The organism is Pseudoduganella sp. SL102 (assembly GCF_027856995.1).
In the GTDB taxonomy this organism is placed as follows: Bacteria; Pseudomonadota; Gammaproteobacteria; order Burkholderiales; family Burkholderiaceae_D; genus Rugamonas; species Rugamonas albidiflava.
The window spans coordinates 1,787,663-1,810,135 of record NZ_CP115554.1; the positions used below are offsets into that span (position 1 = coordinate 1,787,663).

8 protein-coding genes are annotated in these 22,473 nt (G+C 66.1%); 3 read left to right on the plus strand and 5 right to left on the minus strand.

Annotated features, from left to right (window positions below; translation table 11 throughout):
* Positions 1–117 precede the first annotated feature (117 nt).
* The 3 genes from OU994_RS07630 to glnE form a co-directional block, all read right to left on the minus strand.
* The gene (locus OU994_RS07630; protein ID WP_281610253.1) at positions 118–2,826 is read right to left on the minus strand and encodes a TonB-dependent receptor; all 2,709 of its coding nucleotides are present in this window, start codon (positions 2,824–2,826) and stop codon (positions 118–120) included.
* Positions 2,827–3,167: 341 nt separating this feature from the next.
* Positions 3,168–6,125: a TonB-dependent receptor domain-containing protein gene (locus OU994_RS07635; protein ID WP_281610254.1), complete on the minus strand. Its 2,958-nt coding sequence runs from the start codon at positions 6,123–6,125 to the stop codon at positions 3,168–3,170.
* Positions 6,126–6,342: 217 nt separating this feature from the next.
* A complete protein-coding gene (gene glnE / locus OU994_RS07640) occupies positions 6,343–9,084 on the minus strand; it encodes a bifunctional [glutamate--ammonia ligase]-adenylyl-L-tyrosine phosphorylase/[glutamate--ammonia-ligase] adenylyltransferase (RefSeq protein ID WP_281610255.1) in 2,742 nt (913 codons plus the stop codon).
* A 307-nt stretch (positions 9,085–9,391) separates the two neighbouring features.
* Here glnE and OU994_RS07645 point away from each other — a divergent pair, with 307 nt between their 5' ends.
* The 3 genes from OU994_RS07645 (at position 9,392) to tldD (ending at position 16,099) form a co-directional block, all read left to right on the plus strand.
* A complete protein-coding gene (locus OU994_RS07645; protein WP_281610256.1) occupies positions 9,392–13,720 on the plus strand; it encodes a YhdP family protein in 4,329 nt (1,442 codons plus the stop codon).
* Between the two features lie 4 nt (positions 13,721–13,724).
* Entirely contained in the window at positions 13,725–14,537 is an 813-nt protein-coding gene (locus OU994_RS07650) for a carbon-nitrogen hydrolase family protein (RefSeq protein WP_281610257.1), read from the plus strand.
* A 101-nt stretch (positions 14,538–14,638) separates the two neighbouring features.
* Entirely contained in the window at positions 14,639–16,099 is a 1,461-nt protein-coding gene (gene tldD, locus OU994_RS07655; RefSeq protein WP_281610258.1) for a metalloprotease TldD, read from the plus strand.
* Positions 16,100–16,303: 204 nt separating this feature from the next.
* Here tldD and OU994_RS07660 read toward each other — a convergent pair whose 3' ends face one another.
* Positions 16,304–18,976 carry a TonB-dependent receptor gene (locus OU994_RS07660; RefSeq protein ID WP_281610259.1) on the minus strand — a complete coding sequence of 891 codons (2,673 nt, stop codon included), beginning with the start codon at positions 18,974–18,976 and terminating at the stop codon, positions 16,304–16,306.
* A 168-nt stretch (positions 18,977–19,144) separates the two neighbouring features.
* Positions 19,145–22,012, minus strand: coding sequence for a TonB-dependent receptor (locus OU994_RS07665; protein ID WP_281610260.1), 2,868 nt, complete (start codon positions 22,010–22,012; stop codon positions 19,145–19,147).
* Between the last annotated feature and the right edge of the window lie 461 nt (positions 22,013–22,473).

Consider the following 22,473-nt stretch of genomic DNA (forward strand, 5'->3'; position numbering starts at 1 on the left):
GTGGTCTCAACGTATATTTGTGCAATGTTTCCTGAAACCGGGTCTGACCCCGGTTTTGAGCAATGAAAAAAGCCCCGCCGGCGCGAGCCGGCGGGGCTTTGTCATGCGGCGTAAAGCTTAGAAGCTGTACGAAGCGCGCAGGTAGAACGTGCGGCCGATCGCCGAGGCGAAGCGCGGGTCGTAGCCGGCCTGGAAGGTGTCTTCCTGGTAGGACAGCGGCGGGTCGCGGTCGAACATGTTGCGCACGCCGAACGTGACGGCGTAGCCCTTCGGCTGCGTCCACGACAGGTAGCCGTCGATCGTGGTGTAGGATGCCACGCGGTGGTTTTCCTCGAAGGCGTTATCCGCGTCCAGGTAGCCGGACTTGTGATTCGCGGTCAGGCCGGCACCCAGCTGGCGCAGGCTCCAGCGCACGTTGGCGGTGTTCTGCCAGCGGAACACCGGGCCGATGCCGCGGTAGGCGCCCAGGCGGTCGATCCATTCGCCGCCTTGCGACGTCTGGTACTTGAAGCCGTGCACCCAGGTGCTGTTCAGCGCGAAGTTGTACGTGCCGAAGTCACCCGTGCGCAGGCGGTACTGGGCAGCCAGGTCCACGCCGTGGGTCTTGATGTCGCCCAGGTTTTGCGTGCGCAGGTCGACGTAGCCGCAGTTGGCCGGCGTGACGCACTGCGAACCGTCGATCGACAGGTTGCCGGCCGGGTTGCGGTGGTACAGGGCCGCATACTTGGCGCCGTTGGCGAACACGTCATCCTCGGACAGGCCGTCGATCTGGTGTTCCAGCTTGATGGCCCACAGGTCGGCCGACAGCGTCAGGTTCTTCACGCCTTCGTAGACGATGCCCAGCGTGGCGTTCTTCGATTCTTCCGGATCCAGGTTCTGGTTACCGCCCTCCAGTTTCTGGAATTGCACGCGGCAGTTGGTGGCCGAACCTTTACCCGGGATCGGCGTGCCGTTCGGGCAGTTCACCGGATCGTTTTGGGTGGAGGTGTTGGTGTACGTCTGCGAAGCGTTGATCTCGTACAGCGACGGCGCGCGGAAGCCGGTCGAATACGAACCGCGCACCAGCACTTCCGGTGCCGGCTGCCAGCGGAAGCTGAACTTCGGATTGGTGCTGTTGCCGAAGTCGCTGTACTTGTCGTAGCGCACGGCGGCGGTCACGTCCAGCGTCTTCAGCAGCGGCACGTTCAACTCGCCGTAGGCGGCGTACACGGTGCGCGAACCTTCGTTGTGGGCGGTCGGGTCGATACCCGTGCTGGCCACCACTTTCTCGGCGTACTCGGTGTTCGATGCCTGCACGAAGTGCTCGCGGCTCGCCACGGCGCCGATCGCCAGCGCGGCGGCACGGCCGGCGCCCAGCCAGTCGGCCAGTTCGCGGCTGGCGTTCACGTCGAAGGTCTTGGTGGTGCCCTTGGCGTTCTGGATGTTGCCGTTCAGTGCGGCGGAGTGGATCAGGTCCAGGCCGGCCGCGGTCTGCTCGCCGAACGGGTTGATCACGCCATCGAGCACGCCCTTGGTGATGATGTCGCCGTTGCTGTAGCCATTCAGGTTCACCTTCACCTTGTTCTCGTTGTACGACAGGGCGGTCTGGTAGTCCCAGCCGGCCACCTTGCCGGACAGCGAAGCGACGAAGCGCTGCTGGCGGTTGATGTTTTCGTCGGCGCGCGAGCCACCCGGCAGGTTACGCCACATCACGTTGATGTAGCCGGGTTCGGCGCCTTCCGGCAGGCCGGATTCACCGATGAACGCCGGATCGAGCGGGATGTTCCGCGTAATGGCGCCGGGGTTGCCCGGGTAGTAGGGATTGAGCGAACCATTGGCCAGCGTACGGTTCATGATCAGGCCGCCGTACGGCACCGGCGCGATCGCGCTTTCCACCTTGCTGCGGCTGATCAGGTATTCCAGGCCCAGCTCATGGTTGTTCGGCAGCTTCAGCGTGCCCTTGAACAGGCCGGTGGCGCGCTCCGAGCGCGGCACGTAGTCGACGAAGCTCGACGTCGTCATCTTGCAGCTGGTACCGTCCGGCACCAGGTTCGGCGCGCTGGTGCAGTCCGGCGCGGCCGGGTTGCCGGCATCGCCTTCCTGGTAGTAGTTGGCCGGGCTGGTGGAGCCGGACAGGCCGCCGGCGTAGCGCGTGTTGAAATCACGGTCCAGGCCGCCGATGGCGCGCTGTTTCTGGAAGTCGCCCATGGCGAAGAAGTTCCAGCCATCCGTGTCCAGGTCGCCGAAGCCCAGGCCGATATTGCTGTTCAGGCTCTGGCCGCCCTGGTGGTGCGGCGAATCGCCACCCACCGTCACGACGCCGCCGGTAAAGTCTTTCTTCGTGATGAAGTTGATGACACCACCCACCGCGTCCGAACCGTACAGCGACGATGCGCCGTCGCGCAGCACTTCCACGCGCTCGATCGCCGCGAACGGGATCATGTTCAGGTCCGGCGCCGAGCTGTCGAACGCATTGTTGGCCAGGCGGCGGCCGTTCAGCAGCACCAGCGTCTTGTTCTGGCCGATACCGCGCATGTCGGCGAACGAGGCGCCGCCGGTGCCCAGGCCCACGACCTGGCTGGTGCCCTGGGTAGCCTGCATCGCGGAGACGGTGGACAACACTTGTTCCACGGTCGTGATGCCTTCCGCCCTCAACTGGTCCATCTTGACCACGGTGATAGGAACGGCGGTTTCGGCATCGATGCGCTTGATCGCAGAGCCGGTAACCTGTACGCGCTGGATCGGCTGATCCGTGGTTTGTGCTAATGCCGGCACGGCGATCATGCCCGCGAGCCCTGCCGCGCAGATCAGCCTGATCGAATGGGAGAGTGTTGTTTCTTTAATCATTGTAAGTTCCAGTGTCATGGTTCGCACGCGCGCGTCGCGGGGTTGTGCCCTGTTGGCGCGATCGCACATGAAACACTGTCACATTACTTTGAGTCAACAATAATTCAACTTCCAGCGCAATATTCATGTTTCATACAACATGCTTGTAAATTTTTGATATGAAACATCTAGAAATGTAGTAAGAGGATTGCCGCGACCGAACATTATTTTCCGTATTCTTATTTTGCGTTCGCCGGCCGCTGCATCGTGCAGGTCGTCAACCCCGCGTGAAAGCGGCCGGCGGTGTCGAAAAAAAGCGTTCCCGGGCATGGGCCAGGGAACGCTCGACCGGCCGGGCCACATCACAGGCTGAGGCGCAGGCCGGCGTAGTAGCGGCGGCCGATAGGGTCGTAGGTGCCGGCGACGGTTTCCGCCCCGGTGTCGCTGCCGGGCAGGCCGGAGACGACCGGCGGCGCTTTCGTGTCGAAGGCGTTGTCGATGCCGAGGTACAGCTCCCATTTCTTCCTGAACTCGTACGAGAGCTGGAAGTCCTGGTAAGTCTTCGCACCGACCCGCACGCCGTTGCGGGGAATCTCGAACTGGGCCAGGAACTGGTCATCCAGCGCCGCCTTGCCGATATAGGTGGTGGTGCCGTTGATGCTCCACGGGCCCCATTTGTAGCCCAGGTTCAGCGTGGCCCGGTTCTTCGCCGCGCGGTTCACTTCGCCGGCCCAGTAGTCGCGTTCCGCACCTGGCGTCGGTACCTCATAGCCTTCGCGCAGCCACGTCCAGGCCAGGCGGCTGGAGAGCCGCCCCGGTCCCACGCGGTCGGCCCACGAAACCGTCACGTCCACGCCTTCGGTGGCCACGCCGCCGCTGTTGCTGACCAGCGAATCGATGTACTCCAGCGAGCCGGCGCTGTTGCCGCCGACCTGCGTGGGGCGGCGGATGATCACGTTGCACAGCGAGCCGTCGCCGCCATAGCAGTTCTCCAGCGCGAACTGGCGCGGCATGAACACCAGCGCATCGTCGATCTTGATGTCGAAGTAGTCCACCGTGAACGCGAAGTTCCGGATCGCGGGGATCGAGCGGGGCGTCCACACGAAGCCGAGCGTGGTGGACCAGCCTTTCTCGGCTTGCAGGTTCGGATTGCCGCGGTCGTAGCCGCTGATGCCCTGCAGGTCGGACTGGTTCAGCGTGAACGCGCCATTGGCCGCGATGTTCTCCATCACGCCGGGGGCGGCCCGGCACGCGGCATCGCGCGTGCCCTGCGACGACGCGGTCACGCCTTCGCAGGGGTCCACGATATCGCCGGGGAAGGTCTGTTGTGGTGGCTGGAACAGTTCGTTGATGTTCGGTGCGCGGGTCGACAGCGCGCGCGTGGCGCGGAACTTCAGGTCGCTGACGGGCGACCATTCCACGCCCGCGTTCCAGCTGCTGGCATAGCCGACCGTCGAATAGTTCCCGCGGCGGAAGGCGCCGGTAAAGTCCAGTGCGCGCGCGAACGGCTTGTCCTTCAGGATCGGCACGCGGATCTCGGCGAACAGTTCCTTCACGTTGAAGTCGCCGAACGTCGGCGGCAGCTCGTTGCCGCCATTCAGGCCGGCCTGGGTCAGCGCATCGGGCACGGCGCTGGATTCCTCGCCGCGCCACTCGAAGCCGGCCGCGAAGCCCACCGCGCCCGCAGGCAAGTCGAAGATATCGCCGGTGATGGAGCCGCCGGCCAGTTTCTGCGTGATCTGCGTTTCCAGGCTGCCCGGCGCGCCCACGTACTTCAGCGCTTCCGGCGAAATCGTGCCGAAGCCGAACACGTTGATCGGCACGCAGCCCTGCAGGCGGGCATTCGCGTCGCGGCAGATCGTCTCGGTGCGGTTGCCGTTGTTGTTGTCGTCGTCCACGTCCTGGATGGTTTCCAGCGCGTTGCGGAAGTTCAGCACGTTGACCTGGCCCGTCGAGCTTTGCGCTTCCTTGGTCTGCCCGTAGGCCACAAAGGCTTCGTAGTTCCATTCGCGCACCAGGTTGAAGCTGCCCTTGACGCCGCCGGCAAGGCGGAACGTGTCGCGGTTGGCCTGGGCCGAGCGGGTGCCCACCTCGGCCAGCCGGCGCGTGAAGTAGTAGTCGCGCAGGCCATCGCCATCGGTGTCGCTGATGCGGTCGTACAGGTATTGCGGCACGATCGGATTGCGGCGCAGCGTGCCGTCGACGAGGAACTCGGCCGGTACCGCGCCGCCCGTGGCGGGATAGACGTCTTCCGCGCCCAGTGCGAAAGGTTCGATCCGGGTCGAGACCCGTGTGGCCGCGTAATTCCCTTCGAAGAACAGCGAATGCTTGTCGTTGAGCGCCAGGTTGCCCGTGGTGGCCAGCAGGTAGCGTTCCGTCGGCACGGCGATCGAGCGGTATTCCGAGCGGTTGAAGCCGGTGGCGGCTTCGGTGTCCGAGCCGTTCGTGTTCCACGGGATCACATTGCCGGCGCGGTCATACGTGTAGCTGCCTTCGTCATGGAAGAAACGGCCCTGCGGCGCGAAGCTGGAGTAGAACGGGCGGTCCACCAGGAACAGGTCGGTGGGATCGTTCTGCGAATTCTGGTCCACCGCGGTGGCCGGCCGGTCCTTCGAGTAGACCGCACCCTGCTTGCTGTAGCCGAAGTGCGTCATGATGTTGCTGGTGCCTTCGCCATTGCTGACACCCCACGTGAGCGAGAATTTCTTGCGCGTGTCGTCGTGCTTCGTGCTCTGGCCGCCCTGGGCATCGAGGATGAGGCCGTTGAAATTGCGCTTGGTGATGATATTGACGACGCCGGCCACGGCATCGGAACCGTAGGTGGACGACGCGCCGCCCGTCAGCATGTCGACGCGCTCGATGAAATCGGTGGGAATGACGTTCAGGTCGACGGCCGACTCGCCCGGCATGCCGGCCACGAAGCGGCGGCCATTGAGCAGCACCAGCGTGCGTGCCGTGCCCAGCGAGCGCAGGTCGACGGTCGATACGCCGCCGCTCGATGTCAGGAAATTCGAGTTCGTGCGGCTGACGGTCGGGGTACCCAGCGTGGGATTCTTCAGCAGCAGTTCCTGCAGGTTCGTGACGCCCGAGGCGGCGATGTCGGCCGCCGTCAGTACCTGCAGCGGCGATGCCGCTTCGGCGCCGGGCGCCCGGATGCGTGAACCCGTCACCTGCACCGTCTGCATCGGCCCTTGCTGCGCGGTTTGCGCGGGGGCCGCCTGGAGCGGCGCCTGCTGGTCCTGCGCCTGTGCGGCCATGCCCACCATGACGCCGCCGAGGCACATCAGGCGGACCGATTGCGAAAGTGATCGTTCTCTCATGCTCTCTGCTCCCTGGTTGGTCGAAGGTCGGCGCAGCGGGCCGATAAAACATTCTTTAGCCAGGGAAGCAAAAACTACCAATAACTTTCAATAAAAGAGGCACCGATGTGTGGGATGTACAACGGATCCTCTTGAAGGCCAGCAATTGTTCGGTATGGGCATTGGCACAGGCCGTGCTGCAAGCTTCGATGCATGCCGGCCTGAACCGCGCCCGCATTTACGCGACGTCACCCTCGCCGAACAGTGTCCGCCACAGCCGCGTCACGTGTTCCGCATGGAGCGCCACGCGCGCCGGATCGACATGTGACTGCTCGCCGCCCTGCAGCCGGATCTGGTGCTGCAGCTTGCGCATCGCCCGGTAGGCGTCGCCCACCTGCGCGGCCAGTTCGCCATCGATCAGGCCCAGGTCGGCAAACATGCGCAGCAGCGCGATATTGCCCCGGTTGGCCGTCAGCTCGCGGTGCCGGCCAGAATGCTGCAGCACCAGGTACTGCACGATGAATTCGATGTCGATCATGCCGCCGGCATCCTGCTTCAGGTCGAAGCTGGCCGGCCGGCTCGGGTAGGCGTCGTGCATGCGGCGCCGCATCGCCAGCACTTCCTGTTTCAGTTCGTCGCCCGTCACGCGGGGCTGCCGCAGCACGTCGCAGCGGATTTCCTCGAAACGCTGGCCGATCCCGGCATCGCCGGCGCAGAAGCGGGCACGGGTCAGCGCCTGGTGTTCCCACACCCAGGCCGACTGCTTCTGGTAGCGCTCGAAGGCGCCGACCGACGACACCAGCATGCCGCTGGCGCCATCGGGCCGCAGCGCCGTGTCGATGTCGAACAGGATGCCGGCCGGCGTGTGCGTGGTCATCCACGTGATGAAGCGCTGCGCCAGCTTGGCGTACAGGCCGGGGGCTTCCTGGTCGTCGTCGTCGTACAGGAAGATCACGTCCAGGTCGGAGACATAGCCCAGTTCCTTGCCGCCCAGCTTGCCGTAGGCGATCACGGCGAAGCGGGGCACGTCGCGGTGGCGCTTGGCGACCGTGCGCCAGGCGGCCTGGATCACCGCGGCCACGATCACGTCGGCCAGCGCGGACAGGTGGTCGGCCAGCTTTTCCACCGTCAGGTCGCCGGCCAGGTCTTGCGCCAGCAGGTGGAACAGCTGCGCATGGTGCACTTCGCGCAGGATGTCGAGCTGGCGCTCCGTATCGCCTTCGTAGACGGCCAGCTGGCCATCCAGGTCCTGCGCCAGCGCCACCGGGTCGAACACGGCGGTGCGGATGCGTTCGTCCAGCAATTCATCGAGCAGGATCGGGTGCTGGGTCAGGAACGTGGCCGCCCAGGCGCTGGCATGCATCATGTCGATCACCCGCGCCAGTGTGTGCGGATATTCGGTCAGCAGCGACAGGTACGATGAGCGGCGCGCGATCGCTTCCAGGAAATCGAGCAGGCGGCCCAGCGTGCCCAGCTGCGTGCCCACCGGGTTGTTCTCGGCCGCGCGGGCAATGCGGGGCAGGGCGGCGTTGATCAGCGCCACGAACAGCTGGCGGCTCGCTTCCGGCATCGACTGCACGCGCGGCGCCTGCCACGTGGCGATCAGCCGGCGCGCCGCGGCGGATGGGTTGTCGTAGCCCAGGCTGGCGAAGCGCGATTCGATCGCCTCGAAATTGTCCGGATCGGCGCATTCGTTGCTGGTGGCAGGGTCGATTTCCTCGTCGCTGCCCTTGTCGGCGAACATCGCGTCGAACTGTTCGGCCACGAAGCGCCGGTGGCCTTCGAGTGCGGCCAGCAGGGTGGCCGCGTCGGCCAGGCCCATCATGCGCGCCACCGTTTCGCGGTCGGCCTCGTTCGGCGGCAGCGTGTGGGTCTGCGCGTCCTCCAGGTATTGCAGGCGGTGTTCCAGGTTGCGCAGGAAGGTGTACGAGGCCAGCAGGCGTTCGACGATGTCCGCCGTCAGCAAGCCCTTGTCGGGCAATTGCCGCAGCGTGGCGCGGGTGGAGCGGTCGCGCAGGCTGGGGTCGCGTCCGCCGCGGATCAGCTGGAACACCTGGGCCAGGAACTCGATCTCGCGGATGCCGCCGCGGCCCAGCTTGACGTTGTGGCTGCGCTCCGGGTGCAGCCGTTCCTGCCGGTTCACCTCGGCGCGGATCTGCATGTGCATGGTGCGGATCGCGTCGATCACGCCGAAGTCCAGGTAGCGGCGGAAGCAGAACGGCCGCACGATCGCGTCCAGCGCGGCGATATCCTCGGCGCGGCCCGTCACGGCGCGCGCCTTCACCCACGCATAGCGTTCCCACTCGCGGCCCTGCACGATCAGGTATTGCTCGACCATGCCCAGGCTGGCCGCCAGCGGGCCCGAGCCGCCGTTCGGTCGCAGCGCCATGTCGACGCGGAAGGTGAAGCCGTCCTCGGTGATCTCGGCGATCGCCGCGATCAGCTTCTTGCCCAGGCGGACGAAATACTCGTGGTTCGACAGCACGCGCTGGCCCGGCGCCGTGGGCACCGTGTCGCCGTCTTCCGGATAGACAAAGATCAGGTCGATGTCGGACGACACGTTCAGCTCGAAGCCACCCTGCTTGCCCATCGCCAGCACAATCAGTTCCTGGGGGACCCCCGACTCGGCGCCCGTCGGCACGCCATGCGCCGCGCGCATCTCCGCATCGAGTTCGGCCAGGTGCGTGCGGATCGCGAAATCGGCCAGCCGCGTCACCGCCGTCACCACTTCGTTCAGGTCGGCCAGCCCTTCCAGGTCGCGCCGGATCAGGCCGGCGATCAGCAGGTTGCGCAGGCGGCGCATGCCGCGCGCCGCCGGCAGCGCGCCCCCTTCGCGTTCCACGGCCAGCAGGGCGGCCAGGTCCGCGCTGTCCAGCGGCTGCTGCACCAATGAATCGATCTTCGCCTGGCGGTCGGGCGCGGCGGCCAGCCAGCGCTGGTAGAAACGGCTGCTGGAGACTTCGGAGACTTGAGATGGCATGAAAGGACTTCGTAACGTTGTGTAATGGTCAGCTTTGTGCGGGCTAGTTTAACCGGGCCTTGGGGTAGAATGGGCACCCCTTGCGCCCTCAGGGGTATCTGGCAAGCGATTGGCCACCGATTCGCAACCGATTCGCAACCGATTCGCAACCGATTCGCAACCAATTCGCAACCGATCGTGGCATAAAAGCATGAAGATCCAGGCATTTTATGCATCGCGCCAGTGCCGGAGCCGCGTGGGGCACGGGTGAACCGACATTTATTTTTGCCGCCGGCGTTGTTTCCGCGGCTGATCCAGGGATTGTGTGTTGACGGAACAAACGGCAGAGAAAGAGCTGACAGGCGAGGGGCCGCTGGTAGCGCGCTGGCACCGTCTCCAGGCCGCTTACCGCCTGTGCAACCTGGCCACCCACCATGTCCTGGGCTTCACGATCAAGCTGGTGCTGGTCGTGTATTTCGCGCTGGCGCTGCTGTTCCTCGCGCTGCGCTGGGCCGTGCTGCCCAATATCGACCACTACAAGGACGATATCGAACGGCTGGCCAGCCGCGCCGCCGGCAATCCCGTCACGATCGAACGCATCTATGCTTCCTGGTCCGGGCTGCGCCCGACCCTGTTCCTGGGCGACGTGGTGCTGCGCGACGGCACCGGCCGGCAGGCGCTGCGGCTGCCCAGCGTTGCCGCCACGCTTTCCTGGTGGAGCCTGGCGTCGCTGGGCGTGCGCTTCGAATCGCTGGAACTGATCCGGCCCAACCTGGACGTGCGGCGCGATGCCGACGGCAAGCTCTACGTGGCCGGCGTGCTGCTCGATCCCGGCCGCAAGGACGATGGCCGGGGCGCCGACTGGCTGCTGTCGCAGCGCGAGATCGTGATCCGCGAAGGCCGGCTGGCCTGGACGGACGCGCTGCGCGGTACCGAACCGCTGGCACTGCAGGACGTGCACGTGGTGCTGCACAACAGCTGGGGCCGGCATCGCTTCGCCATCAAGGCCACGCCGCCGCGCGCGCTGGGCGGCACGCTCGACGTGCGTGCCGACTTCCGGCAGCGGGCCTTCACGCAGCACGCGGCCGACGTCAAGCGGTGGCGCGGCACGCTGTATGCCGCCGTGAAGGGCGCCGACCTGGCTGCGTGGCAGCCGCACCTGGCGTCGCCGCATGACGTGGCATCCGGCCGCGGCAGCCTGCGCGCCTGGTTCGACATCGACCGCGCCCGCCTGACGGGCATGACCGCCGACGTGGCGCTGGAGGACGTGGTCGCCACGCTGGGCCGCGACCTGCCGAGGCTGGACGTGGCCGCCCTGGCCGGACGGATCGAATTCAGCGAGGACAAGGCGCCGCGCGGCGCCGACCGCAACGCGCCGTTCGGCGCCTATGGCCACCGCGCCAGCGTCACCGGCCTCACGCTGCGCACCCGCGACGGTGCCGCGCTGGCGCCCACCACGGTGGCCGAGCGGACCACGCCGGCCACGAAAAGCCGCCCGGCGCGCACCGAGGTCACGGCGCCGGCGCTGGACCTGCAGGCGCTGGCTTCGCTGGCCACGCGGCTGCCGCTGCCGGCCGCGCAGCGCGGCTTGCTGGCCGACCTGGCGCCGCGCGGGCGGGTGGAAAACCTGCGCGCCGAATGGCAGGGGCCGTTGTCGGCACCGGCCGCATGGCGCGTCAAGGCTGACTTGCGCGAGCTCGGCATCGCGCCGCTGGCCGCGCGCGCGGCCGTCGCGGCAAGCGGCAAGGCCCCGGCGCTGCCCGCCATCCCGGCCCTGCCCGGGTTCGACAAGCTGTCCGGCACGATCGATGCCCGCGCCGATGGCGGCAGCGTCGTGCTCGATGCGCCGGGCCTGGTGCTCGACATGCCGGCCTGGTTCGAGACCGCCCGGATGCCGTTCAAGAAGCTGTTGCTGGATGCGTCGTGGGCGCGCGATGCGGACGGCCTGCGCGTCGACCTGGGCCAGCTGGAATTCGACCAGGACGGCCTGACGGGCGCGCTGTCCGGCAACCACCGCGTGCCCGCCGGCAAGGATGGCAAGCTGGCCGGCCCCGGCATCGCCGACATCCGGGGCAAGCTCGATGGCTTCGCGATCAACCGGATCGGCCGTTACCTGCCGATCGCCACGCCGCCGCACCTGAAGACCTGGCTCACCGGCGCGCTGGAAGGAGGCAGCGCGCACGACGTGTCCGTGCGGCTGGGCGGCGACCTCGCGCATTTCCCGTTCGCGGCCGACACGCCGGATTTCGGCAAGGGTGAATTCCGCATCGCCGGGCGCATCCGCGATGGCAAGCTGAACTACGAGCCCTCGCACTTCGCGCCGGACGGCAAGTCGCCGCTGTGGCCGCAGGCCGAACAGATCCAGGGCAGCTTCGTGTTCGAGCGGGCGCGCATGGAGATCCGCGGCGATACCGCGAAGACGGGCAACGTCAACCTGGCCAACGTGAAGGCCGTCATCGCCGACCTGATCCACCATGACAGCGTGCTGGAAATCGACGGCAACGCGGCCGGCGCCATGAGCGATTACCTGCGCTACGTGGCCAACAGCCCGGTGCTGGCATGGATCGGCCACTTCACCGACCAGACCACGGCCACCGGCAATGCGAAACTGGCCCTCAAGCTGAACCTGCCCGTGGCCCGGCTGCGCGAGAGCAAGGTCAACGGCACGCTGCAATTGCAGGGCAACGACGTGACCCTGTGGCACGACATGCCGCCCGTGCTGCTGGCCACCGGCAAGATCGAGTTCAACGAACACGGTGTCAACCTGAACGGCCTGAACGGCACGCTGCTGGGCGGCCAGCTGGCGGTCGGCGGCGGCACCCAGCGCGACGGCACGATCGCCGTGCGCATCGGCGGCAACGTCACGGCCGAGGGCCTGCGCCGCACCTGGCCATCGCCGGCGATGCAGCGGCTGGCCCGGCATATCGACGGCAGCACCCGCTATAACGGCCTGATCACGGCGCACAACCACCAGTACCAGGTCGTCGTCGAATCGCTGCTGACCGGTGTCGGGCTGGATTTCCCGGCGCCCCTGGCGAAGAATGCGGCGGATGCGCTGCCGGTGCACTTCGTGCTGAACGGCGCCGCCACGGATGAATCCGGGCTGGCGCGCGACGAGATCCGCATTTCGCTCGGCAACACGGTGGCCGCCTACTACCAGCGCCAGCGGCAGAACCGCGGGCAGGAACGCGGCACCTGGCAGCTGGTACGCGGCGGCATCGGCGTGCACACGCCCGCGCCGGAGCCGGACAGCGGCATGGCGCTCAATGTCAGCATGAAGTCGCTGAACGTGGATGAATGGCTGGCGCTGGGCACCGATATCGCCGGCGCGGGCGGCGCTGGCGACAGTAGCGGTAACAGCAGCGGTAACAGCAGCGGTAACAGCAGCGGTAACAGCAGCGGCGCCGGCACCGGTGGCGAAGGCATCAACCTCACGCAGTACATCGTGCCGGAAACGATGGCGGCGCGCGCCGATGAACTGATCCTGGCCAGCCGGAAGCTCGACGGCGTGGTGCTGGGCGCCACGCACCGTGGCGGCACCTGGCAGGCCAACATCGATTCGAAGCAGGCCAACGGCTACATCACGTGGGCCGAATCGCCCACCGGCCGCGGGCTGGGCAAGGTGACGGCCCGCTTGTCCAGCCTCATCATTCCCGAATCGGCGGCGGGCGACGTGAAGGACATGCTGGAACGCTCGGCCACGTCGCCGGCGATCCCGGCGCTCGACATCGTGGCCGAGCGTTTCGAGCTGTTCAACCGGCCGCTGGGAAGCCTGGAACTGCAAGCCTATAATGCGCTGATCACCTCGTCGCGCGAATGGCGCGTGTCGAAGCTGGCGCTGGTCAATGCCGACGGCGCGCTGCACGGTACCGGCCGGTGGGTCAGCCGCGGCGCCCGCCAGGAGGGCAGGAACGACGAGCGGCACAACACGGCGCTCAACTTCAACCTGGAGATCCATGACGCGGGCAAGCTGCTGGAACGCTTCGGCTTCGCCGACACGGTGAAGGGCGGCAAGGGCAAGCTGTCCGGCGATATCGCGTGGAAGGGGCTGCCGTACTCGCTGCACATTCCCACGCTGTCCGGCAAGCTGGACCTGAACGTGGAAAAGGGCCAGTTCCTGAAGCAGGACCCGGGGGCGGCGAAACTGCTGGGCGTGCTGAGCCTGCAGGCCCTGCCGCGGCTGCTGAAGTTCGATTTCAACGACGTGTTTTCGCAGGGGCTGCAATTCGACGGGCTCACGGCCGGCGCCCAGATCGACCGCGGCATCGTGAAGACGGAAAACCTGAAGATGCACGGCGTGCAGGCCACCGTGCTGATGGCGGGCACGGCCGACATCGCCAACGAATCGGCCAACCTGCACGTGGTGGTGATCCCGGAGCTGAACTTCGGCACCGCGCCGCTGGTCTACGCGCTGGCCGTCAATCCCGTGATCGGGCTGGGCAGCTACCTGGCCCAGCTGTTCCTGTCGCAGCCGATGATGAAGGCGCTGACCTACCAGATGCAGGTGACGGGGCCGTGGAAGGCGCCGGTCATCACAAAGCTCGACAGCAATAAACTTGAATCCGGCAAGCTCGACTCCGGCAAGCTCGATGCCGACAGGAACGATCCCAACAAGCTCGCCACGCCGGACCTGCCGGCCACCACCCGAACCCAGTGAGGACATGATGACTTCCGTCGCCAACTTCGTTGCCGCCGTCCAGATGGTTTCCACGCCCGACGTGGAAGAAAACATCGCCACCGCCCGCCGCCTGGTCGCGCAGGCCGCCGGGAACGAAGCCGGGCTCGTCGTGCTGCCCGAGTACTGGCCGATCATGGGCATGGCCGATACCGACAAGGTGGCCGTGGCCGAACAGCTCGGCAGCGGGATCATCCAGCAGACCATGGCCGAGCTGGCGCGCACGCACGGCGTCTGGCTGTTCGGCGGCACGCTGCCGCTCGTCAGCGGCGAGGCCGGCAAGGTGCTCAACACCACGCTCGTGTTCGACCCGGCCGGCGAGCAGGTGTCGCGCTACGACAAGATCCACCTGTTCGGCTTTGCCAACGACAGCGAATCGTACGACGAGGCGCGCACCATCGTGCCGGGCAAGCATGTCGGCACGGTCGAGACGGGCGCCGGCAAGGTGGGCATGGCGATCTGCTACGACCTGCGTTTCCCGGAACTGTTCCGCGCGATGGGGCCGGTGGACCTGATCGTGGTGCCCGCCGCGTTCACCTACACCACCGGCGCGGCCCATTGGGACACGCTGCTGCGCGCCCGCGCCATCGAGAACCAGTGCTACGTGCTGGCCGCGGCGCAGGGCGGCACCCACGTCAACGGCCGCCGCACCTGGGGCCGCAGCCAGCTGATCGACCCGTGGGGCGAGGTGCGCGCGATCATCGAGGAAGGCGAGGGTGTCGTCGGCGGGCTGGTCGACCGCGAGCTGATCGACAGCGTGCGGCAGAAGCTGCCGGCGCTGCGGCACAGGACGATGTAAGGCGCATGCTGGTAAAGCGCACACCATGCGGCGGCGGGGTGGCGGCGGCCGTGCCACGAATCCACTACAATGACAGCCAGTCATAGCTCGGGAAATTCAACATGAAACCATTCGAACCGAACCTTTCTTCGCTGGCCGTCGCGCGCGACGTCCTGCTGACCCCGTTCGGCCTGGACGAAGCCAAGCTGATCAAGACGCTCGGCACCATGTTCACGCACAAGGTCGACTACGCCGACCTGTACTTCCAGTTCACCAAGAACGAAGGCTGGAGCCTGGAAGAAGGCATCGTCAAGACGGGCAGCTTCTCGATCGACCAGGGCGTCGGCGTGCGCGCCGTGTCCGGCGAGAAGACCGCGTTTTCGTACTCCGACGAGATTTCCGAAGCGGCGCTGCTCGACGCGGCGGCCGCCACGCGCACCATCGCGCGCGCCGGCGCCGGCAAGATCAAGGTGGCCGGCAGCCTGGCCCAGCAGGGCGGCCGGTCGCTGTACCTGCCGAACGACCCGCTGGCCTCGCTCGACGCCGCCGCCAAGGTGAAGCTGCTCGAACGCGTCGAGAAGATCGCCCGCGCCAAGGATCCCCGCGTGGTGCAGGTGATGGCCGGCCTGGCCGGTGAATACGACGTGGTGCTGGTGGTGCGCAGCGACGGCGTGCTGGCCGCGGACATCCGCCCGCTGGTGCGCGTGTCGGTCACCGTCATCGTCGAGCAGGATGGCCGGCGCGAGATGGGCTCGTCCGGCGGCGGCGGCCGCTACGACTACGGCTACTTCACCGACGAGCTGCTCACGCAGTATGCGGAAGATGCCGTCAAGGGCGCGCTGGTGAACCTGGATTCGCGCCCGGCACCGGCCGGCCCGATGACCGTGGTGCTGGGCCCGGGCTGGCCCGGCATCCTGTTGCACGAAGCGATCGGCCACGGCCTGGAAGGCGACTTCAACCGGAAAGGTTCGTCCACCTTCTCCGGCCGCATCGGCGAGCGCGTCGCGGCCAAGGGCGTCACGGTGGTCGACGACGGCACGCTGCAGGACCGCCGCGGTTCGCTGAACATCGACGACGAGGGCAATCCCACCCAGTGCACCACGCTGATCGAGGACGGCATCCTGCGCGGCTATATCCAGGACACGCTGAACGCGCGCCTGATGAAGATGCCGGTGACGGGCAATGCCCGCCGCGAATCGTTCGCGCACCTGCCGATGCCGCGCATGACGAACACCTACATGCTGGCCGGCGACAAGGACCCCGCGGAAATCCTCGCCTCCGTGAAGAACGGCCTGTACGCGGTGAACTTCGGCGGCGGCCAGGTCGACATCACGAACGGCAAGTTCGTGTTCTCGGCCAGCGAAGCCTACATGATCGAAGACGGCAAGATTACGTACCCGGTGAAGGGCGCCACGCTGATCGGCAACGGCCCGGACGTGCTGAACCGCGTATCGATGATCGGCAACGACATGAAGCTCGACCCCGGCGTGGGCGTGTGCGGCAAGGAAGGGCAGAGCGTGCCGGTGGGCGTCGGCCAGCCGACCCTGCGGCTCGACGGCGTGACCGTCGGCGGTACCGCGTAAGCGCGTTTCGCTCACACAAAAAAGGCGCCTCGCGGCGCCTTTTTTGTTGTTGGATGCGGAAGAGTCCCTATTTTTGGGTTCCTGGTTTTTGACTTCGCCCGCGACCCGGCATGCATGCAGGTACCCCCGAAGCAACCCCTGGGGTCAGACCCGGCGGGTCTGACCCCGGCTTCTGCCGTTGGGGTATGAAGCGCCAGGGTCCGTTCAGAACGTGTACGAACCCCGCAGGTACAGCGCCCGCCCGATCGGGTCCGTATAGCGCGGGTCGTAGCCCTTCTGGAACACCGTGCCCTGGTTCGAGAATGGCGGGTCCTTGTCGAACAGGTTCTTGACGCCGGCCGTCAGCGTGATGTCCTTGAAGCCCGTGTACGTGCCCGACAGGTTCACCAGGCTGTACGAGGACACCCGGTTGACGAACTCCGGATCGACCAGGTTCTGGTCGTCGTAGCGCGTCTTGAAGTTGTGCGCGACGGTGGCGCTCCACGGGCCGGAGCGCCAGGTCACGGCCATGTTGTGCCGCCAGCGGAATACCACGTAGTTGTCCGCATAGCGGCCCACGTTCTCGATGAACTCGCCGTCGCGCTCGTTCTGGTACTGGTAGCTGTGCACCCACGTGCCGTCCAGCGTGAACGACAGGCCGCCCCAGCTCTGGTTCGGCGTGCGCGCCGTCAGGCTGACGTCGATACCGTCGGTTTCCACTTTCCCCAGGTTCTCGTTCAAGTCCAGGATCGCGTTCGGCGAGCCGTCCGGGAAGCGCAGGAAGCGGTCGCGGTACCGGTCGAAGTTGCCGAAGATGGTCTGTTCCGGCAGCGCGCCGATCTTGTCGCGCAGGTGGATGTCCCAGTAGTCGACCGCCAGCGTGAGAGCGGGCACCGGCTGGAACACGGCGCCGACCGAGAAGGTGCGCGACTTTTCCGGTTTCAGGTCGGGATTGCCGCCTTGCAGCTTGAACTGCTGCAGGTCGCAGTCGCGCAGCGGATTGGCGCCCGGCTGCGGCACGCCGCCCGGGCACAGGATCGGATCGTCATAGCTGTTGCTGGTATCGTTGCGCGACAGCGGGGCGTTCTTCTCGAACAGCGTGGGTGCCCGGAACCCGGTACTGGCCGAGCCGCGCAGCACCAGCGCCTGGTGCGGCTGGAAGCGCAGCGAGGCCTTGGGATTCCATGTGCTGCCGGCATCGCTGTAGTGGTCGTAGCGGGCGGCCAGCGAGGCTTCCAGGTTCTTCATGAACGGCGCGACGACTTCGCCGAACACGGCCTGGATGGTGCGGCTGCCATCCTTCGACAGCGAGCCGGACAGGCCCGAGCTGGCAGCCTGGCCGGCGATATCGCGGTTCACGTTGAAGTCGGCTTTCTCGTGGCGCAGTTCGGTGCCCAGCGCCACGGCGAACTTGCCGCCGGCCATGTCGAACAGTTCGCGGCTGGCCTTGAAGTCGAAGGCCGTCTGCTGGTTCTTGGCATCCTGCACGCGGCCGCGCAGCGCCGTGGTGGCCAGATAGGCGCGGCCCGCTTCATCCTGCAGGCCGAACGGGTTCAGGATACCGTTCAGCACACCCGCGGCGAAGCCGGCGTCCTGCACATACCCGCCCGTGAACAATTCCTCCGACCGGCTGACCGAAAAGCTCAGGCCACCCTGGTAATCCCAGCCGGCAATGAGGCCTTCCAGCGAGCCGACCAGGCGCGTGCCGCGGCCTTTCGACTGGATCTGGCGCTGGCCCGCCTCGGTCGGCCGCCAGCTCACATTGAGCGGTTCGCCGGACAGCCCCGGCTGCGCCGGCACGCCGCCCGCATTGCCCGGATACCAGCGGCTGCTGGCCGGCAGGATCAGGCCGGTCTGCGGCGGCGGCGCCGTGCGCGACATGACGTTGTTGACCGAGTACAGCAGCTCGACGGACGCGGTATGGTCGGCGCCCACCTTCATGCTGGCCTTGCCGTACGCGGTGACGTGCTCCTGTTCCGGGATGTTGTCGATCAGGCGCGTGTAGTCCTGGCGGCAGGTGCCGTCGCTGGCGCGCGGGATGGACAGCGGCGCGTCGCAACCGGTGGCGAAATAAGGGTTGCCGGCCACTTCGCTGACGGGATCGAAGTAGTTGCCCGGGAAGGGCGTGCCCGAGGTTTCGTTCAGCCCGCGCGAGGGAATCACGCCGGTGGCCGAGAACGGCCGCTGCTGCGACGTCATCACGTCCTGCTTGTGGTAGTCGAACACGCCCAGCACGGTCCAGCGGTCGCGGTCCAGGTCGCCGCCGCCGGCGGTCAGGTTGGCGCGCCGTTCGCGCCCGCCCGTCTCCTCGGGGAAGGTGGCTTCCAGCGCGATGGTGGCGCGGTCCACGCCGCGCTTGGTGATGAAGTTGATCACGCCGCCGATCGCATCGGTACCGTAGATCGCGGAGGCGCCATCGCGCAGCACTTCCACACGTTCCAGCGCCGCCACCGGGATCAGGTTCAGGTCCACGCTGGCGCCGTCGTACGGGTGAGTGGCCAGGCGGCGGCCATTGAGCAGCACGAGCGTCTTGTCGCCGCCCAGCCCGCGCAGGTCGGCCGTGGCCTGGCCGCCCGTCGGCAAGCCGCTGGCATTGCCGCCCACCGCGTTGGCCGCGCCGAAGCTGCTCTGGTTCGACGGGATCCGGTCCAGTACTTCCTGTGCCGTCGTCAGGCCCTGCTTGACGAATTCCTCGGCGCGGAACACGGTGAGCGGCGTGGCCGTTTCGGACTGGATGCGCTTGATCGACGAGCCGGTGATTTCCACGCGCGCCATCTGGCCTTCCTCGGCCTGCTGGGCATAAGCCGGCGCGGCAGCGGTGGCAAGGGAAGCAAGGGCGAGGGGCAGGGTAGCGAGGCGGAGGTTGAAGCGGGGATGGCGCGGACGGGTGGTCTTCATGGATGGGGGTTCTTCCTCAAGTAGTTTTCATGGAACTGCTCAGAAGTAGCCGATGTTTTCACTTGTGTGCATCAGCTCGCAATAACACTTTGACACGATATTGATCGTCAACAAATCGCAGGTGAAAAAAATGGGCCCGAAGGCCCATTTTTGTTGTAGCGATGTAGCTTAGAACGTGTAGCGCATGCCCACCTGGAAGTAACGGCCCAGTGCGCCGCTGTAGTCCAGCGGGTTGTAGCCGGCGGCACCGTAGGTCAGCGGATCCAGCGGCGGCTCCTTGTCGAGCACGTTCTGGATCGTGGCGAACAGTTCGGCCTTGTTGGTGAAGCGGTACTTGGCCGTCAGGTCCAGCGTCGTGAACGAGCTGATCTTGCAACCGTTCGGGGCATCGCCGCCACCAGCGCCTTCGGAGAAGTGGGAGGCGCAGCCTTCCGGATCGTCCTTGAACAGCGTGTTGTCGAACTTGCCGCGGTGGTTGATCACGCCCGACAGGCGCAGCGGGCCGCGGTCCCAGGTCAGACCCAGGTTGATGCGGTTATCCGGCGTGCCCATGCAGTTGGTAGCGTCGCAATTGCCGTGCGTGCCGGCGTAGTCGACCGTGTTGCCTTCCAGGTCGGTGCGCTCGAACTTGAACATGTGCGTCCACTTGATGTCGGCCGTCAGCGAACCGGCGTCGCCCATCTGGAACGTGGTGCGCGCATCGAGGTCGATACCGTTGACCTTGGTCGAGTTCGAGTTGATGTAGTTGGTCAGCACGGCCACGATCTGGCCGGGATCGCCGGGAGTTCCCGCCTGGATCGAACCCGGGTCGCGTACCACGTTACCCGCGGCGATCGCCGCCAGCGTCGTCTCCTGGTTGATCTCGTTCTTGCGCTCGATCTGCCAGGCGTCCAGCGAGATGCTGGTGCGCGGCAGCGGATCCCACACGGCGCCGACCGAGAAGCTCTTCGATTTTTCCGGCGCCAGGTCCGGGTTCGGCGAGGTGATCACCGCCACGGAAGCAGGGTTGCAGGCGCTTTCGATTTGCAGGGCGCAGCGGACCGGATCTTCCGACGTCGAATAGGCCGCCAGGCCGCCACGGCCATTCTCGGCCGCGCTCGGTGCACGGAAGCCCCGGGCGAAGGTACCGCGCAGGGCAAAGCTGCGCACCGGCGTCCACTTGAAGCCCGCTTTCGGCGTGTACGAATTGCCCACGTCGTTGAAGTGGTCGTAGCGCAGTGCGGCGGACAGTTCCAGCGTGGAGTGCACCGGTGCCACGAATTCGGCGTACAGTGCCGCCGAATTGCGCTGGCCTTCGTAGGCCGAATAGCCCAGGCCGATGATGTTGCCGCGCTCGGTGCCCGAGGTCGGCTGCAGCTCGGTCTCGTCGTGGCGGAACTCCGCGCCCACGGCCACGCCCATCGCGCCGCCCGGCAGCTGGCCGAATTCGCGCGACGCTTTCACGTCGGCCACGGCGATGCTCGTGGTGGCATCGTTGGTAATCGTCGGCGACAGTGCGTCGTAGATGGCTTGCGAGTTCAGGCCGGCGTTTTCGCCGATGCGCCAGAAGCTGCCGGCTGGCAGGCCGCGGTAGGCGGCGCTGCCGGCATTGGCGGCGGCAATGTTCGCATCGGTCGGGTTCAGCAGGGCGAATGCCACGTCGCGCTGGAGGTAGCCGTTCTGGTCACGATTCGTCTTGCTTTGCGAGAACAGCAGGGCGCTGTCGATATCCCAGCCTGCCACCGAGCCCTTCAGGCCGGCGACGGCGCGCACGAAGTTCGTTTCGATGGCGCTGGTGCGAGGGCCCACGTCCCATGCGTAGTAGCGCAGGCGCGCGGCGGTGCCGAAGTATGGATTGTCCGGGTGCGTCGCGCCCAGCGACACGGGAGCATTGTTGACCGGACCGCCTGGGTAGCCGACGCTGCCGCTGATGCCCGATGGCGTGGACCACGATTCCGAATCGCTGTGGTAGCCGTTCAGTTCCACGTAGGCCTGCCAGTCCTTGTTCAGCTGGAACGTTGCGCGGCCGAACAGGTTCAGCGTTTCCTGGCGCGGCTGGATCTGGCTGTATTCCTGCGTCGTATCCGTCAGGCAGCCACCCAGTGGATCGCCTTGCGGATGGTTGGTGAAGTTCGAGCAGGCCGCGCCCGGGAAGGTGCGGGTGAAGCCCACGCCGGCCGGATTGCCGCGGCTGTAGTAATCGTTGGTGAGCGGGTTGCGCACGTTGCCGACCACCGAGCTGCCCGACAGGTTGTTGTCTACGATCGCGCCGGTACCACCCAGCGATTCCTGCGCCGAGAAGCCGAAGTCGCGCAGGTCGGAGCGGCCGACGGCGCCACGGCCGGCACGGTCGCGGTTCCAGATTTCCCGTTTCTTGCCGTATTCGGCCGAGAACAGGAAGTTGTAGCGGTCCGTTTCCAGGTCGCCCACGCCGTGCGTGACGGCCAGGCGGGTGTCGCCGCCGTCGCTTTCATTCGACAGGCCCTGCGACAGGCGCACGGTGGTGCCCACGTAGTCCTTGCGCAGGATGACGTTGACCACGCCGGCGATGGCGTCGGAACCGTAGATGGCCGAGGCGCCGTCCTTCAGGATCTCGACGCGTTCCACGGCTTCCGCGGGAATGATGTTCAGGTCGGCGAAGACTTTCTGGCCATCGTCGGCCAGGCCGTACGGCGCGATGCGGCGGCCGTTCAGCAGCACCAGCGTGGACGCGGCGCCCAGGCCGCGCAGCGAGATGCCGGACGCGCCGGAAGCGAAGCCGTTGCCGAAAGTGGTCGGCACGGAGCCCTGGTTGTCGACCGCCAGCGTCTGCAGCAGTTCGGCAACGGTGGTCTTGCCCGATTTTTCGATATCGGCGCGGTTCACGGTCTGGACCGGGGATGCCGTTTCGGCCTGCGCGCGGCGAATGTTCGAGCCGGTGATTTCAACGCGCTGGATCGGCTGCGCGGTGGTCGTGGCAGGGGCGTTCTGCGCCTGTGCCGTCAGCATCGTCATCAACAGCGGTGCCGCGATGGGGAAGGCCCGCCGTACTACACCCGGAATTGGGCGTATTTTCATTCGTTTCATCTTCAACTCTCCGGAAATGTATCCATTTGTATTCGTGAGAATGAACGTTATATAGGAGTTAACGGTCATATGGAACTCGGATGTCTCCTGTGCGCAACAGATGCAACGGTAAGCGGGCTTTGAGATTAGCTGTGGTATATCCCCATATCAAAATCATATTCTCTGGTGAAATATATAGGGAGATTCGCCCACGTCATTCGCTAACGCCAATTTTTAGCTGCAGATAGACTGTTATTTATCGAAGTTGATTTGTGTTGCTGCAAGATGTCGCGTGATGGACGTGGCGTAGCACGGCTATTGCAAGCAAACCGGCCCATGATCAGGGCAGTTACGGAACATCCAGAACACCCTCCGGCGGCCCGGTCGCTATCTCCTCCAGATGCCCGGGCTTAAGAAGACTTAAATCTGCCTTAAATAAGAACGGCTCACCGACTATCAAATCGATACCATCG